Here is a 26,571-nt window from a genome sequence, read left to right on the forward strand (position 1 = left end):
GTCGGCTCGCAGGGTCAGCTCGCCGCCGAGGGCGTGATGTAAGCGGCCATGGTGTCGATCTGCGGGGTGCTGGCTCCGTTTTCGATCTGGGCGATCCGGGCCTGGCTGACTCCCAGTTCCCGGGCCAGTGCCCGCTGGCTCATTCCTCGGCTGCGCCGGGCCTTTTTCAGGAATGCCCCCCAGATGTGGGTGGTGGTCTTGTCAGGCGGTGTCGCGTCGGTGTGCTTGGCCGGGTGTGTGGTGTGGTCCATGGTGGCCGTTGTCCTTGTCAGTCGACGCTGCCGCGTGGGGCGATCCACGGGTGGGGTTGTCCGGTCACTTTGGCGATGGTTTCGAAGTCCGCGTCGTAGTGCAGCAAGGTCAGTCCGCATAGTTCTGCGGTGGCGGCGGTCATCAGGTCGACTGCTCCTGGTCCCTGGTGCCAGCTTGTGGCGACGAGGAGGTCCTGTACCTGCCGGGCCCGGGTGAGTGCGCGGTCGGGTACGGGGGTCCAGCCGAAGGCGTCGTGGAGGTAGCGTTCCAGTACGGCCCGCTCGTCGCGGCCGCCGGTGGCGCGGACCAGTTCGAGTTCGGTGATCTCGCATACGCTCACGCGGCCCTCGTCCAGGATGCCCGCCCAGTGTCGTTCCACGGCGGGGGTGCGGAACAGGCGGTTGCAGGCGCTGGTGTCGATCAGAAAAGACGTGCTCACGCCGGGCGGGCCTCGCCGAAGGCGCCGCCCTCACCCGCGAGCTCGCTCAGCCGCTGCCGGGCCGCGCGACGCTGGTAGATCGCACCGACCGCAATATCCTGTGGGGCTCGAATAATCGTCGCTCCTGGTCAAGAGGCATATCTGTACTCGTTGATCACGCCGCCGAGGACGCGAGTGCGCAGGATTCTGCGGCTGGCTGGCTTCAGGACTGGAGGTGGTTGTCCGTGAGCTTGGGGAGGTAGTTGGCATCGGGCCCGGTGGGGGCGGTGCGCGTTGTAGTGCCTCTGGTACGTGGCCAGGACCTGGCGCGCGTGACCTTCGCCGAGGATGAGTATGTGGTCGAGGACTTCTCGGCGGAGGGTGCCGATCACTCGTTCGCAGTGGGCGTTGGCCTTCGGTGCGCGGATCGGCGTTTTGATGATCTCGATATCCTCGGCTTGGAACACGGCGTCGAAGGCGTCGGTGTACTTGCTGTCGCGGTCCCGGATGAGGAAGCGCAGTGAGTCCATGCGTATGCCGAGGTCGGCGGCGAGGTTGCGGGCCTGCTGGGTGGCCCATGCAGTGGTCGGGTGTGCGGTGACGCCGGCGATGTGCAGGCGCCGGGTGTGGTGCTCGAGGAAGACCAGGGCGTAGAGACGTTGCAGGCTGATGGTGTCGATGTGGAGGAAGTCGCAGGCGATCAGGCCGGTGGCCTGAGTAGAGAGGAACTCGCGCCAGGTTGGACCGGTGCGGCGTGGTGCGGGATCGAATCCTGCGGTGTGGAGGATCTGCCAGACGGTCGAGGCGGCGATCGGGTGTCCGAGCCGGGCCAGTCCACCTTGAATCCGGCGATGGCCCCATCGGCTGTTCTCGCGCGCGAGGCGCAGTACGAGTTTCTTGATGGCACCTTGCGTGGGCGGCCGTCCGGGACCTCGGCGTCGTCGGGAGTAATCCCATCGGCGGGCGACGAGTCTGCGGTGCCAGGCCAGCATCGTGCTCGGTGTGACCGGGAAGACCTTGGCCCAGCGGCGGCGGGGGATCAGGGAGGACAGGGCTGCGAACCAGAGACGGTCCGCCGGCTCATACCGTACCCGCCCCTGCAGCTGGCGTCGTAACACAGCGTTTTCGTGCCGCAGGACGAGAAGCTCAGCCTGTGGGTGCCGGAAATCGTGTCACCCTATGCGACCTTCGTGTATTCGTGGATGAGGCCGTCGAGTCGATCGTGTCGATGGATGCGAGTGTTGTCGGTGGTGGTGGGTGGTTCCGGTTTGGTGAGTAGGTCCGGCGGCCGTTGTCCGAGGGATCGGTGTGGCCGGTGTTGGTTGTAGTGCTTCGCGTACTCGCTGATGACGAGGCGTAGGTGGCGCTCTCCTGTGATCAGGATGCGGTCGGTTGCCTCGCGTCGGCATGAGCCGATCCAGCGTTCCGCGATGGCGTTCATCCGCGGTACTCGGGGCAGTGTTGGAAGGACGTGCACGCCGATCGCCTGGAAGACGGCGTCGAAGCTGTCGGTGAAGTAGGCCCCGCGGTCCCGGATGAGGAACTTGATCGACTTGGCGTGGTCGCCGAGGTCCATGAGGTAGTTGCGGGCTTGCTGGGTGATCCAGAAGCTGGTCGGGTGTCGGGTGATGCCGGCGATGTGCACACGGCGGGTGCCGTGGTTGATGAAGAACAGCACGAACCAACGCCGCAGGAAGACCGTGTCGATGTGGAACAGATCGGTGGCTACGATCGCGGAGGACTGGGCTTTGAGGAAAGCGGCCCAGGAGCGGTCCACGCGCTGCGGCGACGGGTCGATCCCTGCTTGCTTCAGAATGGACCAGACGGTGGAGGCGGCGATCTTGCGGCCCAGGCCGAGGAGCTCTCCGTGGACGCGGCGGTATCCCCATCCAGGGTTCTCCCGCGCCAAACGCACGACCAGTTGCCGCAGGGCCTCTGGTTTGGGTGGTCGGCCGGGGCGACGGGATGGGTAGGTCCACTTCTATGCGATGAGCCGTGCGTGCCAGCGAAGGACCGACCGCGGAGAGACCAGCAAGGCCACCTGGGTACGCCGCTGCTTGCTGACGATCCGGAGCAGTGCCGCCATGACGGCCCTGTCGCTCCACGAGAAGCGGGGCCGTGGCTGGGCACGGCGTGCTATGGCGAGCTGATGCCGGAGCATCAAGATCTCTGCGTCCTTCGAAACATCCGAGCGGGCGAGCAGGGCAAGCCATCGGAAGGTCCAGGCGAGCAGGTAGATCAGCCGTATCACCACGATCGGCATGCTGCCTCAGAACGGCTCTCGGCCTGCTGAGGTCTGGCAGATCCGAACCAGCAGGTCAGCCCGAGTGACATAATTCCCGGCACCTACAGGCGGGAAGAACCCCTGAGGACGAGGGGATTTCTTCCGCCGAGGTCGATCGGCACCCGCTCGAGGGCCGGTGAACGTATGGCTCGGTCGACGGTCTGATCGCGAACCAGAGGCTGAGAAGCTGCAGGTGTTCAGGCGGCGGGTCGTGGGGTGCCGGTTCAGGTACGGATGAATACCGACCAGACCATGCGTATTGGCCGCAGCCGGGAGATGAAGCGCAGTCCGTGCCGTGTGGCGGCCGGTTCGGTGGTGAGCGCGAGGTCGTAGCGGCCTTCGGCCACGGCTTGGGCTGCCTGGCTGGTGGAGTCCGCGGTGGACACGTCGGATAACTGGTGGGTAGGGGGCAGCAGTTGGTCCAGCAACGGTCGTGGCGAGGGGTGCGTCACCACGCTCGGGTGGTCGGACAGCGGACCGCCGTCGGCGCGCTGGGCGATGCCGTACAGGGGGGTGTCCATAACGAAGATGCTGGCCAGCGCGATGTCGTCGGCCATGTAAAAGGGATGGATATCGCGATAGGCGTTGGCGACGACCACATGGCTGACGGTTCCGGCAGTCAGGTCCTCCAGGGCCTGTTCGTAGGTCGCCCTGAGCACGATCGGTGGCTCGCCGGGTAGGCGGGTCCCCAGCAGCCGCGCGGCCTGCTCGCTGCTCGTGCCCTCGGGACCGAGCGTTCCGATGGCCTGCGGCCCGGCCGGCGCGGGTCGGATGTCGATCCAGCCCAGCTCGTTGGTCATGCGTCACTCCTCGAGGTCGGCGACGACCCAGGTGCTGATGGCGCTCCACAGCGCCGCGGATTCCTGGTGGAAGGGGTGGTCCTGGTAGCTGTGCAGGGTGTCTTGGTCGGGCAGCAGGCCGATCGCGGCGAAGTCGTAGGCGATCGGACGTTCGGCGATGTTGCGGCCCACCTGCCAGTGCAGAAGGCCGGGCACCCGCTCGCCGACGAGCCGCGAGGACCGCTCGGCCGCGAGGGCCGCGGGATCCTGCCAGCCGAAGCCAGGCTTGAACTTGAACAGCACAATGTGTCTGATCATTTGCATCCGTTTCGAGTCGAATGGGCACCACATCACTCGTGCGATGGCACAAGGGCAGGCCCGCGGAGATATCGACAGAGCGGTATGTTTTCGCACAGAGATGCAGGGTGGATTTCGTACCTGCCGACGCCTGTTATCGCCTTAAGCTGCCGGACATGGTCTCGCGCGCATACGGGCGGCTGTTTGCCATGGTGGCTTTCCAGCCGGTCCGGGGGTGGGAGCTGGGCCGACGATCAGGCGGAATGACCGAATTCCTGGGACTCGGCTGTCACAAAGGCGGTCAACCGGTCGAGTCCTTCGTCGATCGACGCGTCGTCGAGCAGACTGAAGGACAGCCGAATCTGGTGTGAGGAGGTCATGCCAGTGTGGAAATGGTGCATGGGGGTCCAGATGACTCCATGATCGCGCGCCGATCTGTGCAGCGAACGGTCGTCCACGGTGAACGGCACCGTGAGAACGACGAAGAACCCGCCGGCCGGGGTGTTCCACGTCACCGAGCCGGTGGCGCCAAAGCGCTCGGTCAGGCCGGCCAGTACGCGCCGCAGGTTGGCACGGTAAACCTCGATCTCGCGCTTGTTGGCGGCGGCCATGCTGCACCCGTGGCGCAGAAGCTTGCCGCCGATGACGGCCTGGGCGACGGGTGAGGTGTTGAGTGTGACGTTGCTCTTGATCAGCGACAACTGGTCCGCGAGCGTACCCACCGGGCGGCCGTCCCTGACGACGGGTTGGTCGGCCACGACGAACCCGACGCGGGCTCCGGGTAGGCCGGTCTTGGCGAAAGAGCCGACGTGTACGACCTGATGCCGTGTGTCGAGCGCCTTGAGGTTTGGTGGCCTGGTGCCGGGGTCGGCTTGGAAGAGGCCGTATGGGTTGTCCTCGATGATCAGTAGATCGAGATCAGCCGCCAGGTCGAGCAGGGCGGTCCGGGTGGCCAGGTCCAGGCTCACCCCGGTGGGATTGGAGAAGTCGGGAACGAGGTACAGGGCGCGTGGCCGATGTCCTCGGGCACGCGCCGCTGTCACCTGATGCTCCAGGTCGACGAGATCGAGGCCGCCATCTCCGTCCCCGACGTCCAGCACGGGCATGTCCAGCAAGCGCGCGGCGCCGGTCAGTCCGAAATAGGTGGGCGCGACGGCGAGGACGACGTCCTGCGGGGAGGCGCGCAGGGACCGCAGCGTCAGGAACAGTGCCTCCTGGCTGCCGACGGTCACTACTACCGCGTCGGGGTCGACGGAGATGTCCTCGTCGATCTCAAGGTAGCGGGCGACCAGGTCGTGGATGACGCCTTTCGTCCGCCCGTACTGGAACACGGTTCTGCGGGCCTCCGCGTCCGTCAGCCCCACCACGTCGGTGAGGTGTGTGACGAAGGTGCCCAGGTAGCCATAGAGTTGCTCGACCCGGAAGAACTCCTCGTAAGGCCGGCCGGCGGCGAAGGACACCGCCTGCGGGTGGTCCGAGGCGATGTCGTTCAGCAGGTTCATCGAGAGCAGGACGGGATCGTCCAGCGAGGGATGCAGTTGCCCAAAAGATAATTCGACCATTTCTTGATTCTCCGTCCCTGCGGATTCGACGGTTGGGATGGCGCACACCGGAACCGTTCACGCAAAAGGGTGGACGCGGAACAATCTGCCAAGGGCGGTCGTTGTGGCCGTCTTCGCATCGCGCCGGGGAACAAGAATGTTCTCCTTGCCTCCCCAGCGACCCGGCTTGCACTGCCTTTCCGAGCCGCTTCTTGCGCTCTTTCTTCCCTCCCTGCTTTTCCGGCACAGAAGGTGGTATGACGCTGTCCGTCACGCGCACTGCGGTACAGAATCGCTGACAACGGTGCAGAGCTCCCGGACTGGGTCTCTCTCCTGGTGCGCGATTTGTGTACTCAGACGGATCACAGTCGATGCGCCGTGGGCGTCCACGCAGAGCTTCCTGAGACCGCGCCAGCCGGGCACCACTCTGCATCGGTTGATCGCTCCATGAACCAGTACGGCCACCGTGTGCAGCAATGGCCTCCGGCGTCAGCAGCGGTCCGCCCCGCCAAGTAGTTGATGCGTCACATACATTAGCACGAGAACTTGATGCGTCAACTAGATGCGTGTGGGCCGGAGGTCGGTGACGCCGGACGCCGCCGCACACGTACTGCTTCAGGATGCCCCGGCGCAGTCGTCGTAGGCCCGGCAGGGCGGGATCTGGTGAGGAGGGTGGTGACAACGGCGACGACGATCAGGGCGGTCCCGGCCAGCACATGGAGAGTGAGGGGTTCGTCCAGAAAGAGGGCACCGGCCAGGACGGCGATCACCGGGGTGACGAAGGCGTAGCTCGTGGCCAAAGCCGGGCTGGTGTGGGCGGTCAGGTGGCGGTAGGCGGCCATCGCCAGAAGGGACCCGAAGACCACGAGGTAGGCGAGGGCGAGCACGGCACCCCAAGCCAGCTGCGGCGGTGACGCGAACTCGCCCCGGACAGCGGCCGCCACCGCCAGAACCGTGCCGCCCGCGAGCATCTGCGCGGCTGGCCCGCGCACTCCGGCAGAGTGGTCGTCCAGCCGGGAGCCGAGTACCCAACACATGGCGGCCGGCAGGAGGATCGCTGCGCCCGTCAGTCCGCCGCGTCCGAGACCGGCCGACAGTACGGCGACGCCCGCCAGGCCGAGCCAGACCCCCGCCCATTCCCCGCCGCGCGCCGGCCGTCCCCCTGCTGTGTTCAGCAGCACGCTCCACAGTGGAACCGTGGCGATGAACAGGGCCGTCGTGCCCGAGTCGACATACTCCTCGGCCAACGCCACGCCGCTCATGCCCACGGAGAAGAGCAGCACCCCGACGAGCGTGGCCCGCCGCCACCGAAGAGCCGTCAGCCGCGGCTCGTGGCGGCGTTCGGCCAAGCCCCACAGCAGCGCACCTGCCGTCAGAAATCGGACTGCGCTGAGCGTGAAGGGCTCCGCGCCGCGCAGCCCGAACGCGATCGCCAGATAGGTGGTTCCCCATACCAGCCAGGTGACGGCGAGAGGGACGGCAGTTCCTCCGAACGCCAATGACACGGATCTCATGGCGAGGGGCGTACTTCGGCCAGCCGATCGACTGTGACGTTGTCGGCCTGGATCCAGGGCCGCTCGGCCATGTCGAACACCTCGGGCAGACGATGGACGTTTTCCGCGGCGTGCAAACAGCGCCCGGCCTCGAAAACCACTGTGTCCGACCGCCCTTCGTAGGTCTTCTTCTCGAATCGGTCGCCCATATCAGCCTCCGTCACAGCCGTGCCTGGCTTGTTCAGCACCTGACTCAGTTGCGGGACCGGTGCAGCAGGCGTGGAACCCGGGATGCCGGGCGATCCAACCCGCGAAAAGCCGCGACCCCCGTCGTGCGGATGTATTCAGCGACGCTCGCGACCTTGGGCCTTCGACTGAAGCGGACCTCGCGACGCTTCGCGTCGTCATGTCGTTCAGTCAGGACATCACCTTAACTCGGCTAAGTTGACTCATCAACTTCATCTTCTCGGGTCGGGCGAGTTCGCGTCGCAGACGCGCCCTCTGCTGCCTACCTGTCCGGCGGGAATCCCCGCGCGCTGAACACCACGACGCGCTCTCTCGTCGACGGCGTGATGTCCAGGGAGGACGTGGTCAGCCGGGCAAGCTGCCGCCTCGCGACTACGGCAACGGGCCTGGTGCTCGGTCGCGGCGCAGGAGATCCTGGCTGCACCCCTCTCAGCGCCGGGTTCTGCATCGGTGAGTCGATGCGTCCAGAACGTGGCACCTGCTGGGATTGGGGACTGCGAGCACGTAGCCGAGGCCGGCCTCCTCCAGCATGCGGCGCAGCCGCCGCTTCTGGCTGTAGGCGGCATCGGCGGTTTCCCAGGCAAGGGGCAGAGGGGAGGCGAGTCCCGCAGCGCTATGGCCTTGGCCAGGTCGGGCTTGGTGGCGAAGATCCGATCGCCGGGAATGTGGGCGGCGCGGCAGCGGTCGCGGTTGTCGGTCCAGGACTTGGGCGGATACAGCTCGCGGTCCACCAGAGCGCGGCCGCGGGTGGTGACGTAGGCGGCGAAGACGCCGATCTGGCAGTTTGTCGGTGCGGTCGGCGGTGCCGGAGTACTGGCGATGCACGCCGGCGGAGGTGATGCCCTTCTTGGCGAAGCCGGTGTCGTCCAGGACTGGCACCCCGCCTTCCTCGTCGGCGGCCGACCTGGCCGAGCAGGCCGCGGACGTAGTCGCGTATCCGCCGACGCCGTTCGAACCGCCCGAACTGTGGCCAGTGCGCAGGAAGAGTTCCTCGAGTTCACGGTCCCAGGCCTCGGCTGCACGCTCATCGATCACCATCGGAGGCTGCCCAGTGTGGTGTCACTACCAGCGGTGGCTGCACGCGATGGAGGGGGCAGTCCGCGAAGACCACCCCGGACATCCCGCCAGCCCACTACGGCTCACCTCCGACCGCACCTGACCAGGGAAGACAGCGAAGTGCTGCTGGAGTACCAGGTGTCGTGCGAACCCTCCGATGCTTCGGTGCGTGCTCCCCAGTAGTTGACATACCAACCAATTGCTGATCGGATGCAGGAGAGTCGAAAGGGAGAGACGTATGACCGATTCCCCCACATCGGCTGGCGTCGCCGTCGTCACCGGTGGGTTCCGGGCGCTCAGGCGGCATTCTTGTACCAAAAGCGAAATCAGCCTTTGAAGTGAAGCAATGTCGGGTGCATTCGACTGGGCTGGGGTGCCACGTCCCAGACCGCGACCCCGGACGCGGTGCGGTCGGGGCCGGTGGATGACGCGGCCGCCATCACAGCCAGCCGGCTGCGAGGTGTCGTTCCGGCTCTGCGGAGCGGTTCAGGCGGTGAGGCCACGCTCCATGCGAGGGTCACCGATCGACAGCAGTTCACAAGTTGGAAGATACGGAAGTACCTACGCCCATGTCTGTCGACTCCCACGGAAACGTGTTGGCCGCGCTGCGGAGAAAATCCTTCACCGGGCGCGTCGCCGAACTGCGACTGCTGCGGGAGCTGATGCGTGACGAGGCCCGGGGCTGCTTCGTGGTGTGGCTACACGGCATGGGGGGTGTCGGCAAGAGCACCCTGCTGCTGCGGTTCGCAGACGAGGCGCAGACGCAGGGCGCTGTCGTACGCACGATCGACATGCGCTGTACGCAGGCGACACCGGATGCCTTCTGGGCCGCGCTGGAGGCACAGGGACCGCTGGAAGAGGCGCAGTTGCTGCTGATCGATTCCGCGGAGTCGCTGGGTCCGCTGGAGTGGTGGCTGCGCGACCAGTTCCTGCCCCGTATGCCCACGCACCTGCTCGTCGTGGTGGGCTCGCGTCGGCCCCCGGAGACCGAGTGGCGCACCGACCCGCAGTGGTGGCACGCGCTGTGCAGCGTGCGGCTGTCGGGCATGGACGAAGCCGAGGCGTTCCTGCTCCTGCGCAACCGGGATGTGCCGGAGACCTCGGCGGCCGACATCGTACGGGCCTCGCATGGACTCCCACTCGCTCTGGCGCTCTTCGCCGACGCCAGTGAGGCATCCGCGGGGACAGCCGGGCCGAGCGGCGGGCGGGAGTTGTACGACTCGCCCGACCTGGCACGGGAGCTGCTGAGGCTGCTGCTGCGGGAGACCCCGGCACCGGCCAGGACCGACGCGCTCCAGGTACTGGCGCTGGCCCGGGTCACCACCGAGGAACTGGTGCGGCGCACCCTGGATGTGCCGGCGGCCGAGGCCCAGGTACTGTTCGCCTGGCTGCAGGGGCTGTCGTTCGTGGATAGCACAGCCGCCGGTCTCATACCGCATGAGTTGGTGCGAGAAGCACTGCTGGTCGATCTGCGCTGGCGCGATCCGGAGAAGTACGAGCGCCTCTTCCGCCGGCTGCACGCGCACCTGGCCGAACGGCTGACCCAGCGTACGGGTGGCCGTTGGGCGTTCGGTGCCGGTCTTGCCCACCTCGGGAGGGCGAGTTCCGTCGTCCGCGAGGCGGCGGACTGGAACGGCGCGGACCGTTTCCAGCTGCGGTCCGCACGCCCGAAGGACCTGCACCCGGTGCTGGCCGCCATAGAGGAGGAGCACGGTGTCGCGGCCGGCCGTCTCGCCCGGCAGTGGTGGGATCGACAGCCCTCGGCGTTCATCGTCGCTGAGGACGACCGTGGTGGCGTCGTTGGCACAGTCGTGGCGCCCTGTCTGGAACGGGGCGTCACGAACCTGCCCGACGATCCGGTCGCGCACGCCGCGCTCGAACACGTGACTGGCCGGTCGTCGCCGCTGCGACGCACCGGGCGACTGCTGCTGGGGCGTTGGAGCACCGGCAGTGCGGTGGCGGCGTGCTTCGTGCTCACCACCCTGTGGGCGACCACGCCAGGTCTCGCGGTGAGCTGGACCTGCGCGGCACGGGAGCAGGAGGAGCTGTCGCGGCTGCTCGGCCTGTACGACCAGCGGCCCGGGGAGACGGTCACCCGCGCGGACGGTGAACCGATCTTCTCGTTCGTGCGGGACTGGCGCAGCATGCCGTTCGCCCGCTGGGCAGAGGCACTGAGCACCCGGCTGCTGGCCGACGATCCCGCGGCGGCCCCGGCTCCGGCCGCCGAGCCGGTGACACCCGCTATGCCGTGGTCGGAGTTCGTGGGTGCCGTCAAATACGCCTACCAAAAGCTCTCGGAGCCGGAGCAGCTGGCGCGCAGCGCGCTTCTGCGCACCCGGCTCGTGGCGTCCGACGCCGGCCCCGCCGAGCTGCGCCAGGTACTCACGGAGACCGTTTCGCAGTTACGGGCGCAGCCCGGCCGGCGGCAGTTGGCCGACATCCTGGAGATCACCTATCTGAGCGGGCCGCGCAGCCAGCAGGCCGCGGCCAACCGGGCGGCGCTGTCCTTCAGCACCTACCGACGTCGGCTGTCCGCCTCGCTGGTGACGGCGGCGGAACTGCTGCGGGAGCGCGAGCTGTACGGTCCGGTGCCGTGATGAGTCGGATCGCGCCCGGTCCGCCCGCCCCGTGCTCCGGCGGCGGTCTTCGCGTCCTGGGACCGGCCTCGCGCGCCCCCCCCGGGGCGCCCGGCTGCCCGGACCGGGATCCGAGGGCCACGTCCGGGCGGGAACGGAGCGGTCAGGACGGACGCTTCGGCACACCCACTGTTGAAGCCTCTGCGAGTTGGGAACGGCATTGAGTGAAATCGACCAAGACGAAACGAAACGGCGGCAACGGGCGCGGTTCGTCGACGCGCTGACGACCAGTACCCAGCAGCGGGGGGAGCGCCCCCGAATGGGGACCCGGGTCGCCGGCGCGGTGGCCGTGCTGGCGCTCGCCGCGGGCGCCACCCTGGGGGTGGGCGCGTGGCGCAGTTACCAGGCCGACGAGGAGGCGCAGAAGGCGGAGCTGGCGGCCGAGCAGGCCGCGGCGCACAAGAAGCTCACCAGATCCCCGTCACCGTCTTCCGAACCGAAGATGACGAAGAAGGAGACGAAGAAGGAGACGAAGAAGGAGCCCGGCACGACCGTCGAGCGGCAGGTGCCCGACCCCGTCGTCACCCCGTCGGCCTCCCCGACGAAGAAGCACCCTGAGACGCGGACGGAGGACGTGGCCAAGGCCGAGCTGCAGAAGCTGACGGCCGTCCCTCGTACGCTGCTGCTGAAGAACGTGTTCACCGGGCTGTGCGCCGATATCCCATTCTACACAGCGGGCAAGAAGGGTGAGCACGTCAACCAGTACTACTGCGACGGCACCGACAAGGACAACCAGCTGTGGAGGATGACGTCCCCTCGTCCCGACGCGGGCCCTGGCGGCACTGATCTCGTGCAGTTCGCCAACCTCAAGGACGGTCTGTGCATCGACCTGCTGACCCGCGGGGGACAGCCTGCGGGGACCGGGCTCCAGGAGTCAGATTGCACCGGAACCATGGGTGACAACCAGCTGTGGTGGTTCGAACCGGCCGGGGACGGCAGCGTCAGGATCCGCAATTATGCCAGCAACCACCTGTGCCTCAAGGTCAATGGCCTGGGCGCCGAGATGAAGGAGCCGGACCAGCGGCTGGTGATCGGCTCGTGCGATTCGCGGGATGACAGCCGCTGGCGGCTGATCGAATGACCCCGGCCGGCTGACACGGTCCGGGTGACCCCTCCAAGGCCCGGCGGGAGCCGGCGCCCCCAGGCGGTCGTCGCAACACGCGGTAGTACCGGTCAGGCCGCGGGCAATGTACGCAGGCGCTCGGCTGGGATTTCCAGCCGAGCGCCCGGCGTGGTCCGCCGGTGCCTTCGGCGGCGACGGTTCCCAGGTCCCTTTGGGACGGCACCCGTCGGGCCGGATGGGGCCTTGCCCGCCGACGCGCCTCCCTCCCGGGCCGGCCCTTCAGGCGACCGGCTCCGACGACCTGCGCCGAGAACTTCGTGTCGTCGAAGCCGTGAAGCGCCTCAGCCGGCGCACCATAGAAGATCTGGACGTGACGTAACTGACCGATTCAGGCCGATGAGTTCAACTCGCTACAGTCAAGCACAGAAAATCGCTCACCTGCTGAAGTGGGCCGCCGGATGGCAAGGAAACCGGAGAGGGGAAAGCGCGTGGTCCTACTCCCTCCGGCTGGGAGGTTCACATGCTCTGCTCAACGGGTGGATGAATAATGTCAAGTTGACGTCCACCCTCACCCAGGAAGAACGGGACCTCATCCATATGGCTCGCAAGGCGTCGAAGCGCAGCAGGGCGAGAAGAGGATTCAAAGAGGGCAAGCAGATGGAACGGACTCGCTAGCGCTCATCTGAAGCCGTCATGTCATGACCAGAGTGTCCATGAACGACAGGATATGCGGGTTCGCTTTGCTGTGTGGCCCGGTAAATGGAGTGACCTCACCCGTTCGACAGAGGGCTGGGAATATTGCCGCCGGTACTGTGCCGCCGCAGGCGGCCTCGGCGGTGCGCATCCTGTCTGCTACGTCAGTTGAGCTCTGGGCCTCACGCACGTCAGATTTTCATGTATGTCCGTGAATCTCAGTAAAGCCACGGCACTGATCACCGGAGCCAATCGTGGCATCGGCCGCCATCTCGCGGCCCAGCTCGTCACTCGGGGCGCGAAGGTCTATGCGACCGCGCGTCGGCCGGAATCCATCAACATTTACGGTGTTGAGGTCTTACCTCTCGACATCACCGACCCTGACGCCATAGCAGACGCCGCTAAAAAGGCTGACGATGTCAATCTGCTCGTCAACAATGCCGGCATCGGGGGTGCGGCCCTGCTCGGAGACATCGACGATGTCCGTGTCGCCATGGACGTGAACTTCTGGGGCACCCTGTCCATGGTCCGGGCCTTCGCCCCGGTCCTGGCGAGGAACGGCGGAGGCGCCATCTTGAACATAGCCTGTTCGGCGTCCTGGTTCGTCTTCCCCGGCGGCAGCGCCCAGGGGCCCTCCAAGGCCGCGGTCCGGAGCATAAGCGATGAGCTGCGCCGGGAACTGGCCGGCCAGCGGACCCTTGTCACCTCGGTACACCTGGGAGCGGCCGACACCGCGACGACAAACGGCTCGCACGTCCCCGGGACGGCCCCACGCCGATGTCGCGCACGCCGCGCTTGACGGGATCGAGGCCGACGCGTTCGAGGTGGTCATCGACGAGTTCACCGTCATGGCCAAGGCTTCGCTGCGCAGGAGTTCGAGCTGGTCCGAGAATGACGCTTGAACGGGGCCAGGGCGGTTGGGTTCAGGTCATCCAGGGGCCGCGTCCGTGCGTCGCCGCCAGCCTCCTCTTTCGACCAGCCCTTGAGCACTCGTGTGCGCACCAACTCGTGCGTGACCGCCGCACACAGGGACTGCACGAGCACATCCACGAGGTCGGGCTCGAACTCCGTGCGAAGGCGCGGGGCCCGGCAAACTGGGCACGTCCCAGCTGTTGTGTTCAGAAGATGCCCAGGTGCTGCTCACTCGGTCCGGTCATCGTCACGGAGATGTTTGACTACCCGGACAACGGTCGAGAAGGGCGGAATCCACTCATGGCTGTCGAGCCTTCCGTAAGCGTCGGTGGTGTGACGTACCGGGTGACACCGGAGTACCTGGCTGATGCCTCCACCAATACGGCTACCACGGCGACGGAGATCGCCGGACAATTGGCTGATCTGAAGCTCTATGTGACCAGCCTTGAGCAGAGCTGGCAGGGTATAGCCCACTCCGAGTTCCAGAACTTGATGGCAAAGTACGACGTTTACGCCCGCATGCTCAACGACGCCCTGGACGGAATCTCCAAGGGACTTCAGGGCAACTACGTGAACTACAAGGACACCGAGCAGCAGAACCTGAACAACCTCACCCAGCTGGGCGAAGACGTTCCGAAGCCTCCGACCGGCACGAACTTCAACTGATCCGCACGCTGATCCATCCGCGTATCCAGCCGATTCATCCGCGCGTTCATCCGCAGGACCGGGCGCGTTCGAGGAGCGATTCATGGCCAACATCGACGGCACGCCGATCTACGTAGGCGAAGGGCTTGAGGCCGCGGGCAGCACCATCAACGCCAGAGCCGGAGAGATCACCACAGAACTCCAGCTGCTGAAAAACAAGTTGTCGCCGCTGGTCGACGCGTGGCGGGAGAGTGAGGCCGCCACCTACTACCAGGACATGCAGAACGAATGGGACCTGGCGGCCAACGGCCTATTCGGGGAGGACGGCGTGCTGGGCCGCATTGCCCAGGCCATGAATGTCAACTGGAACAACTACAGTGACGCCGAGTGGGCGAACGTGTCCACCTGGCGGCAGTGAAGCACCGCATTTCATTTCTCACCCCCTTCTCTTTGCGGCTCCGCTGTCCGAACACCGAAGGAAACGTCCATGCCCGATGAACGCTGCCGGGTCACCGTGGTCGGCGAACGCAGGCAGGTCGACCTGGCGCTCCCAGTCCGGGTCCCGATCGCCGAATACGTGCCGCGACTCGCCACCCTGTGCGGCCAGCCCGAGTCCGAGGGCATGCCCCCGGTCTGGACACTCACGCTCTCGGGAGGTTCTCCGATGGCCCCCGGCGACACGCTGTCGGAGGCAGGCATCGTGGACGGTGCCACCTTGTACCTGCACGACCAGCGGGCCGCAGAGCTGAGCGAGCTGACCGTCACCGACCTGGACGAACAGATCGCGAACGCCCGTGAGGACGACGGCCTGTGGAGCGCCCGCCGGCGTGCCCAGAGCGTTCTCGGCGCCGGTCTGGTGGTCATGGTGATATCGGCCACATGGCTCGGCGCGCATCGGATCGCGGGCGTGACCGTGCTGTTCTTCGCTCTGGCCGCGCTGTGCTCGGCGCTGCTCGCCTGGTACTCCGAGCGCAAGAACTGGCCGCTGCCGCGTTCGGTGCGCCAGCTGTTCGCGCTGGCCGCCTGCCCGCTGCTGGCCTGTGCCGGCCTGGGAGCGCCGGTCCATGGCCCGGTGGCCACTTCGGTCCTGGTGATGGGCGCCGCGGTGATCGGCGCGCTCGCCGGAGTGGTCGCCTTCCTGGTTCCTGCCACGGTGGTACTCCTGACTCTGACACTGGTGACCGCGTTGTTCGTGGTGCCGCTGGCCGTGTTGGACGCGAATCTGATCAGCTCGGCGGCGGTGGTGGCCCTGGTGCTGTTCGTGCTGACAGGGCTGCTGCCCCGGATCACCAGCCAGATCGCGGTGCTCGTGCCCGACGGTCCGGACACCGGCGCCCCCGCCCTGGGCAGCGAGGACGTCGCCGCTGTCGTCCGCCGGGGCAATGGGCTGCTCACCTTCCTCAGCATCGTCACCGCGACCGTCCTCACGGCCGCCCTGCTCACCCTGACCACCTCGCGGGACGTGTACGCCCTCTTCCTGGTGGCCTGCGTCAGCGTCGGGCTGCTGCTCCAGGCCGGCTCGGTGCGCGTGCTGTCCGGCGTGATCCCGCAGCTGTCCGCCGGAGTTCTGGGGCTGCTCGCGCTGGCCGTACGGGTGCCCGAGTACCTCTTCGACTCGCGCACCGCGGGCCCACTGGCCGGCTTCGCGGCGGGCGTCGTCCTGGTCGCCTGCGGGCTGTTTCTCGCCTTCGGCGCGGCCCTTCGTCCCATCGAGCCGGAGCGGCCCAGCTGGCCCGGGGCCGTCGTCACCGCTCTCGCCGTCGTCGCCTTGCCGCTGACCGCCGGTGTCTTCGGCCTCTTCGGCTGGCTGGCCAACCTCGGCGGCGACCTGTGATCGAGTGGCGGACCGGTCGAGAATGCGTGAGGTGAAGTCGGTCGCACAGCGTGTGGCACCGGGCAGTTGGGGCGCGCACCGCTCCATCGGTGCGGCCGTCAGGGGCGCCAAGCCCGGCGGGGTGATCACCGTGCAGGCCGGTACGTACACCGAGAGCCTGGTGCTGGAGAAAGACATCGTCCTGGTCGCCAAGGGCACCGTACGGCTGGTCGCGCCGCGCGGCCCGGCCGTCACCGTGCACGCGGGCCGCGCCGAGCTGCGCGGATTCACCCTCGTCTCCCCCGCGCCCCGGGACGCCGCGGTGCTGCTGCGCGGCGGTGAACCGGTGCTGCGGGACTGCGAGATCACCGGCGGTCGCGTCGAGGTCGCCGCCGCGGCGGCTCCGTTGCTGAGCGGCTGTTCGGTGCGGCAGGCCGAGGGCATGGCGGTGCGTCTGACGGGCACCAGCCGCACCACGCTGGAGGCCCTGACGGTCGGCGGCTGCTCCGGGGACGGAGTGGTTGTTGAGGACGAGGCGGCCCTCGAACTGACCGACGCGCTCGTGGACGGCGTCGCCGGACGCGGCATCGTGGTGGCCGCGGGGGCGCACGCGGCTCTGACCCGCTGCGAGATACGCGGCAGCGGCGCCGCCGCCGTCCTCGTGGACGGACACGCCTCCGCGGCGCTGCGCGAGTGCCGCCTGTACGAGGCGAGCGGTCAGGGGGTCTGGGTACGCGGCACGGCGGGCCGCTCCCCGGGCCCGCAGGGCCGGCGGCCGTGGGACGTTGGTCCCTCCGGCGAGGACCGGATCCCGGTGGCAGCCTCCTCCTCGGCCGATGCCGCAGGCCGCTCCGCCGACCGAACCCAGGGCGTACTGCTGCGCGACTGTGAGATCTTCCGTACCGGGCGCTCCGGTGTACTCGCGGAGGACGCAAGCGCGATCGTGCTGGACCGCTGCCACGTGCACCGCACCACCGGTGCCGCGGTGCTGGTCACGGGAGAGGCCGTCGCGGAACTGGTCTCCGTCCGGGCCGTGGACTGCGTGGACACCGCGCTGGTCGTCAGCGCGACCGGGAACGCCACCGCGCGCGACTCCACCTTCGCCCGCACCGGTGCCAACGGGCTGTACGCGACCGGCGAGGCCGAGGTCTCACTGACCGGATGCACCGTGCGGGAGACCGCCTACACGGCCGTGCATCTGGGCGGCTCGGCGCGGGTGAACGCACGGGACTGCGCGATCGGTGGCACCCCCGAGTACGGTGCGCGTGTCACCGAACGGGCCGAACTCCTGGCGGAGCGGTGCGAGGTGACCGACGTCGAGCTGACGGGGCTGTGCGTGGAGGGCGGCGACGCGGCCCTGCGCGACTGCCGGATAGAAGGCGAACGCGACGGCGTACGCCTGATCACCACCCACCGGCCGCTGCTGGCGGACTGCGTCGTCACCTCCATCGGTGAGACCGGTGTCCGGGTCGGCCGGGACACGGGCGCCCGGCTGGAGAACGTGACGATCACCGGTGCCACCACAGGTCTGCTCCTGGAGGAGGACAGCGCCGTCCTCGTGGAGGGCGGCGCGGTACGCGAGTCCCGGGGCAGCGGTGTCGTCGTGTACGCGGGGGCCCGTCCCACGGTCCATGGCCTCACCGTGGCGTCCGCTGCGAAGAACGCGCTGTACGTCGGGGACGGCGGCGAAGGCCGCTACGACGACTGTCACTTCACCAAGAGCCGCTTCCCCGCCGTCTACGCCGGTGCCCGCTCCCGGATCGTGCTGCGCCGCTGCGCCGTGGACGGCACCGAGACGGACCTGCTGCGGGACGAGGAGGCCGAGGTGTACGCGCAGGACTGTCATGTCGAGGATGTGGCCGATCCGGTGCTGCCGACCTTGCCGCCCCCGCCGGCGAAGCAGGGGAGCACCCCGGTGCCCGGCGTCCGCAGGGCGGTGGGCACCAGCGGCACCGCGGGCGCGGGCGAGCAGGACCCCGAGGCTGGTGAGGCGGTCGCGGCGAAGCTCGATGACCTCCGCGCGGAGCTCGACCGGCTGGTCGGCCTGGAAGGTGTCAAACGCGATGTGGTCACGCTCACGAAGCTGATGCAGATGGTCAAGGTCCGCCAGGACGCCGGGCTGGCCCCGCCGCCGCTGAGCAGGCACCTGGTCTTCGCGGGGAATCCCGGCACCGGCAAGACCACCGTGGCCCGCCTCTACGGCGGCCTCCTCGCGGCGCTCGGTCTGCTCAGCCGCGGTCACCTGGTCGAGGCCGACCGGGGAGACCTGGTCGGGGAGTACGTCGGGCACACCGCGCCCAAGACGACCGCCGTCTTCCGGCGCGCCCTGGGCGGGGTGCTCTTCATCGATGAGGCGTACTCCCTGGTGCCCCAGGGCCAGTTCACCGACTTCGGCTCGGAGGCCGTCTCGACGCTGGTGAAACTGATGGAGGACCACCGCGACGAGGTGGTCGTCATCGTCGCCGGATACCCGAACGAGATGAACCGGCTGCTGGAGTCCAACGCCGGCCTGGCCTCACGCTTCACCCGCACCCTGTACTTCGACGACTACTCCTCGTCCGAGCTGGTGCGCATCGTCGAGCACCAGGCCGACAGCCACCAGTACACCTTCGCGCCGCAGACCACCGCCGCGCTGCACGACTACTTCGAGATGCTGCCGCGCGGCGAACAGTTCGGCAACGGACGCAGCGCCCGGCAGGTCTTCCAGCGGATGACCGAGAGGCACGCGCAGCGCGTGGCCGAACTCGGTCTGAGCGCCGTCGATCTCGCATCGGCCGACGAGGAACTGCTCACCACTCTCCTGCCCGTGGACCTCCCCCCGGAAGAGGTTCTCTGAGCAGGACGGAGCGGCAGGACGCCAGAGGACTTCGGACCGGGTGAAAGACAGGTGTCTCCCAGATGGCAGAACAAAGCACGCAGGACTGGCTCGCGAACCTCGCGGCGCTGAAGGAGGCGATCGGCGCTGTGGGGCGGGAGTCGACGGAGATCACGACCGGCATGGCGTCGATCGCCGCCAAGATGAACGACATCGGCACCTCATGGAACAGTCCGTCCTACGCCACGTTCGACGACATCAAGTCGTGGTTCCTGACTTGCCAGCACGACCTGGAAGCACTGATGGAGGACATCCTCCGCCGGATGAACACCACGTACTCGAATTACCACAACGCGGAGGGCACGAACTACGACAACGTCACCGACGGGCCGTCGGATGGCTGAGCGGCGCCGCGGTGCGCCCGGGACGCCGCGCGCCGTCCAGCATGCGGCGTGCCGGCGCGGCCCGGCGCACGACCGCCCCGCTCCGCACCTGCGGAACGGGGCGGCGCGGCCCGCCGGTTCAGGCCTTTGGCGGAGGAGCGGGAAAGCGGGATTTGCGGTCGGCCTCTGCGTAGACCTGTCCGGAGTGGTTGAGCAGCGCGATGTACTCGCCCAGTTTCTCGATCGTGGAGCCGACTTCGAGCAGCGCGCGCTCCATGGCCGGGTTCATCTCGGCGGCGAACGTCTCGCCGGTTTCGGCGAACGGGTTGTCAACGGACTCGCCCTGCTGCGGGTCGTACGACATCGAATTACTGTTGTCTCCCCCTCTCTCATACGTGTCCTTGGCGCCCTGTCCGAAGACGGTGTCCTTGACGGCTGCGACCAGGGCGCGGACCTCCTCATACTTGTCCACCGCGCCGCGTGCCTCGGTGAGCATCGACTTCTCCGCGGTGCGCAGCGCGCCGAGGTCGACCCTCAGATCCCCGGAGGGTTCGGTGATCTCCTCCGACTGGGGTCCGTCCCCGCCCCCCGACAGGTCCTTCGGGTCGATGTTGAAGGAGGGCGGCACGTCCCAGACGACCTCTGGGTCCGGTACCAGGTAGCTGAGGTCCTTGCCGTTGTCCTCCGAGGGATCGGCGGCTCCGTCGCCGTCATCGTCCACCATCTCCGGCTCGGGAAGCGGTGTTTCGTCGTACTTCGAGTCGATCGGTTCGGTCACGGTGTCTCCTTCGTCTCTGACGCGTCGACTTCCCGGCCCGGTGTGCGGGCGACGCGGCATGCCGGGCGGCCTGCGGGGCGACGGCCCCGAAGAACCACCGCCAGGCTAACCGTTTATGTGATGAATTATCGGTGTTTCTCACGCCCTTGAGGGAATCACCTCATACATCCCAGATCATCCGGATCATCACCCGAGGAAGGTGAGCCATGGCTGACAGCGAAGCCGCCAACTACGACATCTCCGTCATCGATGTGTCCCCGGCCGGCCTGAACGTCACGTCCAAGTCACTGGTCGAACTCTCCAACTCCGTCGCCGAGCGCATCGGCACCATTCACACCACACTGAACGGGCTGCGCGTGGCGTGGCAGGGCCAGGCCGCCTCGGACGCCGAGAAGGTGCAGAACGAGTGGACGCGGGTCATGACCGAGCTGTTCGGCACCGAGGAGGACCCGTCCCTGGGGGTCCTGCCCGCGCTGGCGGACGGAGTCGGCATGGCCTGGGGCAACTTCAGCGTGGCCGAGCAGGGCGTCACCAAGATCTTCACCGAGTTCATCACCAACCTGACCGCGACGGGCAGCGGTGATCCCGGGGAGGTCACCGACACCAACCGGACAGCGGTCACCATGACCTTCCCCTACTGAGTACCGCCTTCTCCCACTCCCCGTGTCCCCCACCCCGACAGGCAGCTAGGCAGCCACCGTGAGTCGAACCCCGTTCCACCGCCCCGTCCGAATGACGCCCCCACCGATGCCGGAGGGCATGACGAAACTGGCCTCCCCGCCCCAGCGGCCCCAGCCGCAGGGCGCGGCCGGCTGGCTGATGCTGCTCCTGCCGCTGCTGTCCAGCGTGAGCATGGCCGCGTACATGGTGGCCTACGGCAAGGCATGGATGATCCTTCTGGGGTTCGCCTTCGTCGTGGTGTCCGTGGGCATCACCATCGGTGTGCGGATGCAGCTGCGGAGCAGTCGGCGCCGCAACCAGTTCCGGCAGCGGGAGCGGTACCTGGAGTACCTGGCCGGTGTACGCAAGCGGGCTCAGCTGAGCAGGGTCGGCCAGCAGGCCGCCGACGCCTGGCGGCATCCGCACCCCGAGCGGCTGTGGGCGATAGCCACCCAGCGGCGCCGGGTGTGGGAACGCCGCCCCGGTGACACCGACTTCCTCCAGCTGCGGCTCGGCACCGGCACGGTGCCGCTGGCCGACGCGCTGCGCCTCCCGGAGCAGAGTGATCCGACCATCGAGGTCGACATCCAGTGCCAGCACGCCGCCGCCGAACTCGTCGAGGCGCACAGCACGGTGGACGACCAGGCCGCCTGGCTGGACCTGCGGGCGTCCGGCGTGGTCAGTCTGCTGGGGCCGCGACCGCGCACCCGTGAGCTGGCCCAGACCCTGCTGCTCCAGCTCTCCGTGCTGCACGCCCCCGACGACGTGCGGGTCGCGGTCGTCACCGGAGGCAACTCCGCCTGGGACTGGGCGAAATGGCTGCCGCACACCCAGGACCCCGACCCGCGGGCACAGAGCCGCGAGCAGGAGGTCGTCCCCCTGCTCGCCGACGACTTCGCCGGACTCCACGATCAACTGCGGGCCGCCCTCGACGAAGCGGTCGCGGCCCGCGCCGAACGCAACGGACGTCTCATCGCCCAGCGTGACAGCGGCCCGCGCCGCCACCTGGTCGTCTTCCTGGACGACTACGAACCCGGGGCCTCCTGGGCCCGTTCCGCACTCCTGGCCGACCTGTTCACCCAGGCGGGACCCGACCTGGGGGTGCACGTGGTGTGCCTCGTGGAGGAGGAGGGCTCCGAACCGGGCCGGGTCGACGTACGCGCCCGTACGGACGCACGCGGTGGACTCGTCCTCGAGGGACGCATGCCGGGCTTGTACGCAGCGATCGAGAGGGGTGCCGTCGACGAGCCGGCGCCCGCCGTCCTGGCGGCCACCGCGCGTGCGCTGGCCCCGCTGAGGCTGTCCGGCGAACGCGAACAGGTCCTCGCCGAGGACGTCTCCCTCTCGGGGATGCTCGGCTTCGCTGACATGGCGGCCTTCGACCCGGCCGCCGGGCGGCGCAGCCCCGACGCGAAGGACCTTCTCAGCGTCCCCATCGGGGTGACCGGCACCGGCGAACCGCTGCGCCTCGACCTCAAGGAGTCGGCGCAGGGCGGCATCGGCCCGCACGGGCTGGTCGTCGGCGCCACCGGGTCCGGCAAGAGCGAGCTGCTGCGCACCCTCGTCACCGGTATGGCCATGGTGCACGCGCCGGAGCACCTGGCCTTCGTCCTCGTCGACTTCAAGGGCGGCGCCACCTTCGCGGGCGTCACCGAACTGCCGCACGTGTCCGGCCTGATCACCAACCTCGCCGACGACCTCGCACTGGTCGACCGGATGCGCAAGGCCCTGCAGGGCGAACAGCAGCGCCGGCAGCGCATGCTGCGGGAGGCCGGGAACGTCGACTCCGTGCGCGAGTACCAGCTCCGTCAGGCCGCCGGCGGCACCGACGTCAACGGCAAACCGCTCGACCCCCTGCCCTACCTGTTCGTCATCGTCGATGAGTTCGGCGAGCTTCTCTCGCAACGGCCGGACTTCATCGACCTGTTCGTCCAGATCGGCCGGGTCGGGCGCTCGCTCGGCATGCACCTGCTGCTGGCCACCCAGCGCCTTGAGGAAGGCAGGCTGCGCGGCCTGGAGTCCCACCTGTCCTACCGGATCTGCCTGCGGACCTTCAGCGCCGCCGAGTCCCGTGCCGTCATCGGCACCGCCGACGCCTACGCGCTGCCCCCCATCCCGGGCTCCGCCTATCTGAAGGTCGACGAGTCGGTCTACGAGCGCTTCCGCGTCGCGCACGTGTCGGCGCCCTACCGCGAGCAGGACTCCGACGCCGCTGCCGTGGCCGCCGAACCGGTTCCCTTCGCCGTGCACGGAGACCTCGCCCCGCTCGCCCCCGAGGAGAGCGAGGCGACCCGCTCGGAGTGGACCCCGGACGGGGGCGCGACCGAGCTGCAGATCGCGGTCGAGCGACTGGTGAACAAGGACGTCCCGGGCCACCAGGTGTGGCTGCCCCCGCTGCCCGCGCACTTCGCCCTCAGCTCGCTGCTCGGTGAGCCGGAGGTCGACCCGGAGCTGGGCCTGCGCTGCTCCCTGTGGCCCTACGGGGGCCGGCTGGTGTTCCCGATCGGCGTGATCGACGTGCCCGTGCGCCAGGAACAGATCCCCCTCACGGCGGATCTGACGGGACGGCAAGGGCACATCGCGCTGGTGGGCGCCCCGCAGAGCGGCAAGTCGACCTTCCTGCGCACCGCGATGCTCAGCGCCATGCTCACCCACACCCCCGAAGAACTGCAGTTCTACGTCATCGACATGGGTGGCGGCTCGCTGCACGGACTGAGCGACGCACCCCATGTCGCCGGCATCGCGGGCCGCCGCGACGAGGAGCGGGTGCGCCGGGTGCTGGCCGAGGTCAGCCGACTGGTCACCGCGCGCGAGCGGATGTTCCGCGACCTGCGCATCCAGTCGGCGGCCGAACTGCGCACCCGCCGCGCCGAGGGCGACCTGCCCGAGGGCGTGCGGGCCGCGGACATCGTGCTGGTCGTCGACAACTGGGCCGCTCTGCACACCTCCGACGACAACGCCGTCACCACCCTCACCGACATCGCCGCCCGCGGCCTCGGCGTCGGAGTCCACCTGTGGCTGACCGCCAACCGGTGGGCGGAGATCCGCGTCGGCCTGCGCGACAACATTCCGGGCCGTCTCGAACTGCGGCTCAACGACCCCTCCGAGTCCGAGATCAGCCGCCCCGCCGCCCGTGCCCTGGGCCAGAGCGTTCCGGGCAGGGGACTGGCCTCACCCGGACTCACCCACCACATCGCGCTGCCCCGGCTGGACGGCGTGGACGGCATGGACGGGATCGCCGACGGCGAGCGCCGGCTGGTGTCCAGGATCGCGGAGAGCTGGCAGCGGGCCGCGGCCCCGGCGCTGCGCGTACTGCCCGACCGGATCACCGTCCGCGAGTTGTCGGCGGCCGCGGCGCCGACGCCCGCCGAACGCTGGGAGGGCCACGGCGCCGCCCTCGGCGAACGCGAGGTACCCGTCGCGCTGCGCGAGTCCGACCTGGCTCCCGTCGGACTCGATCTGACCTCGAGCGACCCGCACTTCGTGGTCTTCGGCGACTCGGGATCCGGCAAGACCGCGTTCCTGCGTGCCTGGATGCGCGGTCTGGCCGCCCGCCACACCGCTCACGAGCTACGGTTCATGATCGTCGACTACCGGCACAGCCTGCTGGGCGTGGTGGCCGACGAGTACATCGGTGCCCGCGGCGGCAACTCCGACTTGGTCGCCGGACAGGTCGGGGCCCTCGCCGAGACCCTGCGCTCCCGGATGCCTCCGGCCGACATCACTCCCACCCAGCTCGCCGAGCGCGGCTGGTGGGAGGGCCCCGAACTGTACGTCGTCGTGGACGACTACGACCTGGCGGCGGGCAGCATGGGACGCGGCCCGCTGGCTCCGCTGGCCGAGTTCATCCCGCAGGCGGACGAGCTGGGCTTCCATCTCGTACTGGCCCGCCGGGTCGGTGGCGCCGCCCGAGCCCTGCTGTCGGACCCGCTGCTGAGCAAGCTCAAGGAGATCGGCTCCGGTGGCCTGCTGCTGTCCGGCGACCACCGCGAAGGGGTCCTCATCAACGAGCAGCGCGCGTACCGCCGTCAGCCCGGCCGCGGGACGCTGGTCCGCCGGGGCCACGAGCCCATCCTCGTCCAGGTCGCCGTGGACGAGCGGGACGTGCCGGCCGAGGAGTCCGCAGCGCCGTCCGGCACCGGTGCCGGTGATCGGCGGGCCGGCGAACCCCGCGCCGAAGATCCGCCCACGACGCGAACACAGCCCGTGACCCGGACCTAGCCACCTGCACAGACCGCCCGGTGCGGCACCAGTCAGGCGACCGTCGAACACATCACGCCCAGGGAGGGCGGCCCCACCATGGAAGACGCGGATTCCGTACTCGGCGACATCAAGGTCGAGGAGATGTACGCCCTGGGCAACGCCTGGATCCAGCTCGGTGACGTTCTTCACGAGCGCCGAGTCGCCGTCAATGGCCACGTGGACGGGATCGGCATGACCGGGGCGGCGGGCGATGAGGCGCGCCGGGCGTGGGAGGAAGGGCTCGCCCTGACCTTCGACGCCGCCGCCGAGAAGGCGTGGACGATCGGGCAGACGATCAACCGCTACGCCGACGAGTTGTACAAGGCGGCCGAGGAGTACGCAGAGCAGCTCAACGCCGCCATGTGGGCGGATATCCTGGGCGTCATCTTCGGGCTCGTCCTCATCGGCCTCGGGCCGCTCCTCGCACGGGTGATGTCGCTCGTCGGTTCGCTGCTGGCCAGGCTCATCCCCATCGTGACCGCGATCGGGAGCCGGCTCGGCACCGTGGGGGGCGCGATCGCCGGTGCCGTCGGGGGCGCCGTTGTCGGTGCCGGGGTCGAGGTGGGCCTCGACCTCGGTCTCGGCGCGCTGGGCGCCGAGATCGCGGGTGCCGACTTCGAGGTGAACTGGACCGTGGCCATCAGTGCGATCGTCGGGGCGGGCTTCGGCGCGCACGGCGGCGGCTTGATGGGCTGGCATTACGGCGGTGCGGGGCGCTCCTTCGTCCCCAAGCCCACTCCTGGTGGCGACGCCCCGCCGGCGTCCGTGCCTCCCGGTGTCACCCCGTCCACCGTCAAACCCACGCCGGGTGGCGGCGATGGGACGGTTCCGCCTCTGTCCCGGACGCCTGACGGCGACCTCTCCCTGCCCACCCCTGACGGCCTGGGCAGGGGAGACGGATCGCTGGCTCCCCCTCCGTCCGGCGGCAGGGACGGCGTCTCCGTCAAGGACAGCCACCCCACCAACAGTGGTCCCGGAAACGGACGTTCGGGCGACCTCGGTATGCCCACCCAAGCGACGAAGACCGACGGCTCCTCCACGGCACCGCTCCCCACTCCGCTACCGGGCCGCGGGAACTCGCGGACGACGGAGACTCCCGGCTCGGCCCCCCAGCCGGGTCCGGCCGGACGCGACAGCGGCAGCACCCCTGCCCCCCAGCCGCCGGTCACCACGCGTCCCGTCGGCTCCGGGGACGGGGCCGGCCTCACCCCGCACGCCGGGAAGCGCCCCGATGGCCCCCCGGTCGCTCCGGACTCCCGGGTCACCCCGGACTCCCAGCCCGGTGGCACACCGCCCAGGAACCACGGTTCCGATTCGTCTGTCGCGTCCAGCATCCGGCCGCCGGGTAACCACCCCGGCAGCCCCAACCGGTATGACGACTCGGTTGATTATGTGGGTGGTCCGCAGAACAACCCGCATCGGACGCAGGGGAACAAGCCCGGCCCGACGGGGGACAAGCCGGGTCGGACGGGGGAGTCTTCCAGGTCTGGTGGTTCTGGTGGTTCGGATGCCATGGTGAATCCGGGTCAGCGGTTGGGGGATGGTCAGCGGGTCGGGCCGGTTCG

21 protein-coding genes and 2 pseudogenes are annotated in these 26,571 nt (G+C 68.7%); 11 read left to right on the forward strand and 12 right to left on the reverse strand.

The features are described from left to right. Window positions 1-14 precede the first annotated feature (14 nt). The 11 genes and pseudogenes from ACH4S9_RS14470 to ACH4S9_RS14520 form a co-directional block, all read right to left on the reverse strand. Entirely contained in the window at window positions 15-251 is a 237-nt protein-coding gene (locus ACH4S9_RS14470) for a helix-turn-helix domain-containing protein (protein WP_398372005.1), read from the reverse strand. Window positions 252-268: 17 nt separating this feature from the next. Further along, a complete protein-coding gene (locus tag ACH4S9_RS14475) occupies window positions 269-691 on the reverse strand; it encodes a PIN domain nuclease (protein WP_311729900.1) in 423 nt (140 codons plus the stop codon). Window positions 692-819: 128 nt separating this feature from the next. Further along, window positions 820-1,662, reverse strand: coding sequence for an integrase core domain-containing protein (locus tag ACH4S9_RS14480; RefSeq protein ID WP_398372008.1), 843 nt, complete (start codon window positions 1,660-1,662; stop codon window positions 820-822). A gap of 185 nt (window positions 1,663-1,847) precedes the next feature. After that, a complete protein-coding gene (locus tag ACH4S9_RS14485) occupies window positions 1,848-2,585 on the reverse strand; it encodes an integrase core domain-containing protein (RefSeq protein ID WP_398372010.1) in 738 nt (245 codons plus the stop codon). A 66-nt stretch (window positions 2,586-2,651) separates the two neighbouring features. Beyond that, complete coding sequence (locus ACH4S9_RS14490; protein WP_398372012.1) at window positions 2,652-2,933, reverse strand: integrase; 282 nt, start codon at window positions 2,931-2,933, stop codon at window positions 2,652-2,654. A gap of 245 nt (window positions 2,934-3,178) precedes the next feature. Then, window positions 3,179-3,754 (reverse strand): hypothetical protein, encoded by a 576-nt coding sequence (locus ACH4S9_RS14495; protein WP_398372014.1) that lies wholly within the window; start codon window positions 3,752-3,754, stop codon window positions 3,179-3,181. Between the two features lie 3 nt (window positions 3,755-3,757). Next, on the reverse strand, window positions 3,758-4,051 hold the full coding sequence (locus ACH4S9_RS14500; protein ID WP_311729904.1) for a Dabb family protein: 294 nt from the start codon (window positions 4,049-4,051) through the stop codon (window positions 3,758-3,760). Between the two features lie 233 nt (window positions 4,052-4,284). Continuing rightward, complete coding sequence (locus ACH4S9_RS14505) at window positions 4,285-5,640, reverse strand: aminotransferase class I/II-fold pyridoxal phosphate-dependent enzyme (protein WP_398372016.1); 1,356 nt, start codon at window positions 5,638-5,640, stop codon at window positions 4,285-4,287. A 485-nt stretch (window positions 5,641-6,125) separates the two neighbouring features. Continuing rightward, entirely contained in the window at window positions 6,126-7,085 is a 960-nt protein-coding gene (locus ACH4S9_RS14510; RefSeq protein ID WP_398372018.1) for an EamA family transporter, read from the reverse strand. After that, the gene (locus ACH4S9_RS14515; RefSeq protein ID WP_311729907.1) at window positions 7,082-7,273 is read right to left on the reverse strand and encodes a (4Fe-4S)-binding protein; all 192 of its coding nucleotides are present in this window, start codon (window positions 7,271-7,273) and stop codon (window positions 7,082-7,084) included. The genes ACH4S9_RS14510 and ACH4S9_RS14515 overlap by 4 nt, the downstream gene beginning before the upstream one ends. A gap of 659 nt (window positions 7,274-7,932) precedes the next feature. After that, window positions 7,933-8,201: pseudogene (locus tag ACH4S9_RS14520) on the reverse strand (transposase); the annotation flags it as partial. 734 nt (window positions 8,202-8,935) lie between these two features. Between ACH4S9_RS14520 and ACH4S9_RS14525 the strand changes: the two are divergent. From ACH4S9_RS14525 to ACH4S9_RS14560, 8 genes are all read left to right on the forward strand, one after another. After that, window positions 8,936-10,963, forward strand: a complete 2,028-nt coding sequence (locus ACH4S9_RS14525; protein WP_311729908.1) for an ATP-binding protein — start codon at window positions 8,936-8,938, stop codon at window positions 10,961-10,963. Window positions 10,964-11,261: 298 nt separating this feature from the next. Next, the gene (locus tag ACH4S9_RS14530; protein WP_398372021.1) at window positions 11,262-12,083 is read left to right on the forward strand and encodes an RICIN domain-containing protein; all 822 of its coding nucleotides are present in this window, start codon (window positions 11,262-11,264) and stop codon (window positions 12,081-12,083) included. 880 nt (window positions 12,084-12,963) lie between these two features. Further along, on the forward strand, window positions 12,964-13,557 hold the full coding sequence (locus tag ACH4S9_RS14535; RefSeq protein WP_311729910.1) for an SDR family NAD(P)-dependent oxidoreductase: 594 nt from the start codon (window positions 12,964-12,966) through the stop codon (window positions 13,555-13,557). 368 nt (window positions 13,558-13,925) lie between these two features. After that, complete coding sequence (locus ACH4S9_RS14540; RefSeq protein ID WP_311729911.1) at window positions 13,926-14,336, forward strand: WXG100 family type VII secretion target; 411 nt, start codon at window positions 13,926-13,928, stop codon at window positions 14,334-14,336. Between the two features lie 82 nt (window positions 14,337-14,418). Further along, on the forward strand, window positions 14,419-14,733 hold the full coding sequence (locus tag ACH4S9_RS14545) for a WXG100 family type VII secretion target (RefSeq protein WP_311729912.1): 315 nt from the start codon (window positions 14,419-14,421) through the stop codon (window positions 14,731-14,733). Window positions 14,734-14,802: 69 nt separating this feature from the next. Beyond that, complete coding sequence (eccD, locus tag ACH4S9_RS14550) at window positions 14,803-16,149, forward strand: type VII secretion integral membrane protein EccD (protein WP_398372024.1); 1,347 nt, start codon at window positions 14,803-14,805, stop codon at window positions 16,147-16,149. 22 nt (window positions 16,150-16,171) lie between these two features. Beyond that, window positions 16,172-18,964 (forward strand): right-handed parallel beta-helix repeat-containing protein, encoded by a 2,793-nt coding sequence (locus ACH4S9_RS14555; RefSeq protein ID WP_398372026.1) that lies wholly within the window; start codon window positions 16,172-16,174, stop codon window positions 18,962-18,964. Between the two features lie 62 nt (window positions 18,965-19,026). Continuing rightward, window positions 19,027-19,347 (forward strand): hypothetical protein, encoded by a 321-nt coding sequence (locus tag ACH4S9_RS14560; RefSeq protein ID WP_311729915.1) that lies wholly within the window; start codon window positions 19,027-19,029, stop codon window positions 19,345-19,347. Between the two features lie 118 nt (window positions 19,348-19,465). On the opposite strand, the gene ACH4S9_RS14565 is transcribed toward ACH4S9_RS14560, so the two are convergent. Beyond that, a complete protein-coding gene (locus tag ACH4S9_RS14565; protein WP_398372028.1) occupies window positions 19,466-20,104 on the reverse strand; it encodes a hypothetical protein in 639 nt (212 codons plus the stop codon). A 206-nt stretch (window positions 20,105-20,310) separates the two neighbouring features. On the opposite strand from ACH4S9_RS14565, the gene ACH4S9_RS14570 reads away from it, so the two are divergent. The 3 genes and pseudogenes from ACH4S9_RS14570 to ACH4S9_RS14580 form a co-directional block, all read left to right on the forward strand. Then, on the forward strand, window positions 20,311-20,745 hold the full coding sequence (locus ACH4S9_RS14570) for a WXG100 family type VII secretion target (RefSeq protein WP_398372030.1): 435 nt from the start codon (window positions 20,311-20,313) through the stop codon (window positions 20,743-20,745). A gap of 118 nt (window positions 20,746-20,863) precedes the next feature. Further along, complete coding sequence (gene eccCa / locus ACH4S9_RS14575) at window positions 20,864-24,985, forward strand: type VII secretion protein EccCa (RefSeq protein WP_398372032.1); 4,122 nt, start codon at window positions 20,864-20,866, stop codon at window positions 24,983-24,985. 78 nt (window positions 24,986-25,063) lie between these two features. Beyond that, a pseudogene (locus tag ACH4S9_RS14580) lies at window positions 25,064-26,571 on the forward strand (hypothetical protein); the annotation flags it as partial.

The sequence above is a fragment of the Streptomyces sp. NPDC021225 genome (genome assembly GCF_044332865.1).
In the GTDB taxonomy this organism is placed as follows: Bacteria; Actinomycetota; Actinomycetes; order Streptomycetales; family Streptomycetaceae; genus Streptomyces.

What these genes read in the sequence shown, in the direction of transcription:
- ACH4S9_RS14540 (WP_311729911.1), top strand. Translation starts at nt 13,926, where the DNA reads ATGTTTGACTACCCGGACAACGGTCGAGAAGGGCGGAATCCACTCATG.
- ACH4S9_RS14530 (WP_398372021.1), top strand. Translation starts at nt 11,262, where the DNA reads ATGGGGACCCGGGTCGCCGGCGCGGTGGCCGTGCTGGCGCTCGCCGCG.
- ACH4S9_RS14555 (WP_398372026.1), top strand. Translation starts at nt 16,172, where the DNA reads ATGCGTGAGGTGAAGTCGGTCGCACAGCGTGTGGCACCGGGCAGTTGG.
- eccCa (WP_398372032.1), top strand. Translation starts at nt 20,864, where the DNA reads ATGACGAAACTGGCCTCCCCGCCCCAGCGGCCCCAGCCGCAGGGCGCG.
- ACH4S9_RS14470 (WP_398372005.1), bottom strand. Translation starts at nt 251, where the DNA reads ATGGACCACACCACACACCCGGCCAAGCACACCGACGCGACACCGCCT.
- ACH4S9_RS14480 (WP_398372008.1), bottom strand. Translation starts at nt 1,662, where the DNA reads ATGCTGGCCTGGCACCGCAGACTCGTCGCCCGCCGATGGGATTACTCC.
- ACH4S9_RS14570 (WP_398372030.1), top strand. Translation starts at nt 20,311, where the DNA reads ATGGCTGACAGCGAAGCCGCCAACTACGACATCTCCGTCATCGATGTG.
- eccD (WP_398372024.1), top strand. Translation starts at nt 14,803, where the DNA reads ATGCCCGATGAACGCTGCCGGGTCACCGTGGTCGGCGAACGCAGGCAG.
- ACH4S9_RS14495 (WP_398372014.1), bottom strand. Translation starts at nt 3,754, where the DNA reads ATGACCAACGAGCTGGGCTGGATCGACATCCGACCCGCGCCGGCCGGG.
- ACH4S9_RS14525 (WP_311729908.1), top strand. Translation starts at nt 8,936, where the DNA reads ATGTCTGTCGACTCCCACGGAAACGTGTTGGCCGCGCTGCGGAGAAAA.
- ACH4S9_RS14500 (WP_311729904.1), bottom strand. Translation starts at nt 4,051, where the DNA reads ATGATCAGACACATTGTGCTGTTCAAGTTCAAGCCTGGCTTCGGCTGG.
- ACH4S9_RS14560 (WP_311729915.1), top strand. Translation starts at nt 19,027, where the DNA reads ATGGCAGAACAAAGCACGCAGGACTGGCTCGCGAACCTCGCGGCGCTG.
- ACH4S9_RS14510 (WP_398372018.1), bottom strand. Translation starts at nt 7,085, where the DNA reads ATGAGATCCGTGTCATTGGCGTTCGGAGGAACTGCCGTCCCTCTCGCC.
- ACH4S9_RS14515 (WP_311729907.1), bottom strand. Translation starts at nt 7,273, where the DNA reads ATGGGCGACCGATTCGAGAAGAAGACCTACGAAGGGCGGTCGGACACA.
- ACH4S9_RS14535 (WP_311729910.1), top strand. Translation starts at nt 12,964, where the DNA reads ATGTCCGTGAATCTCAGTAAAGCCACGGCACTGATCACCGGAGCCAAT.
- ACH4S9_RS14545 (WP_311729912.1), top strand. Translation starts at nt 14,419, where the DNA reads ATGGCCAACATCGACGGCACGCCGATCTACGTAGGCGAAGGGCTTGAG.
- ACH4S9_RS14490 (WP_398372012.1), bottom strand. Translation starts at nt 2,933, where the DNA reads ATGCCGATCGTGGTGATACGGCTGATCTACCTGCTCGCCTGGACCTTC.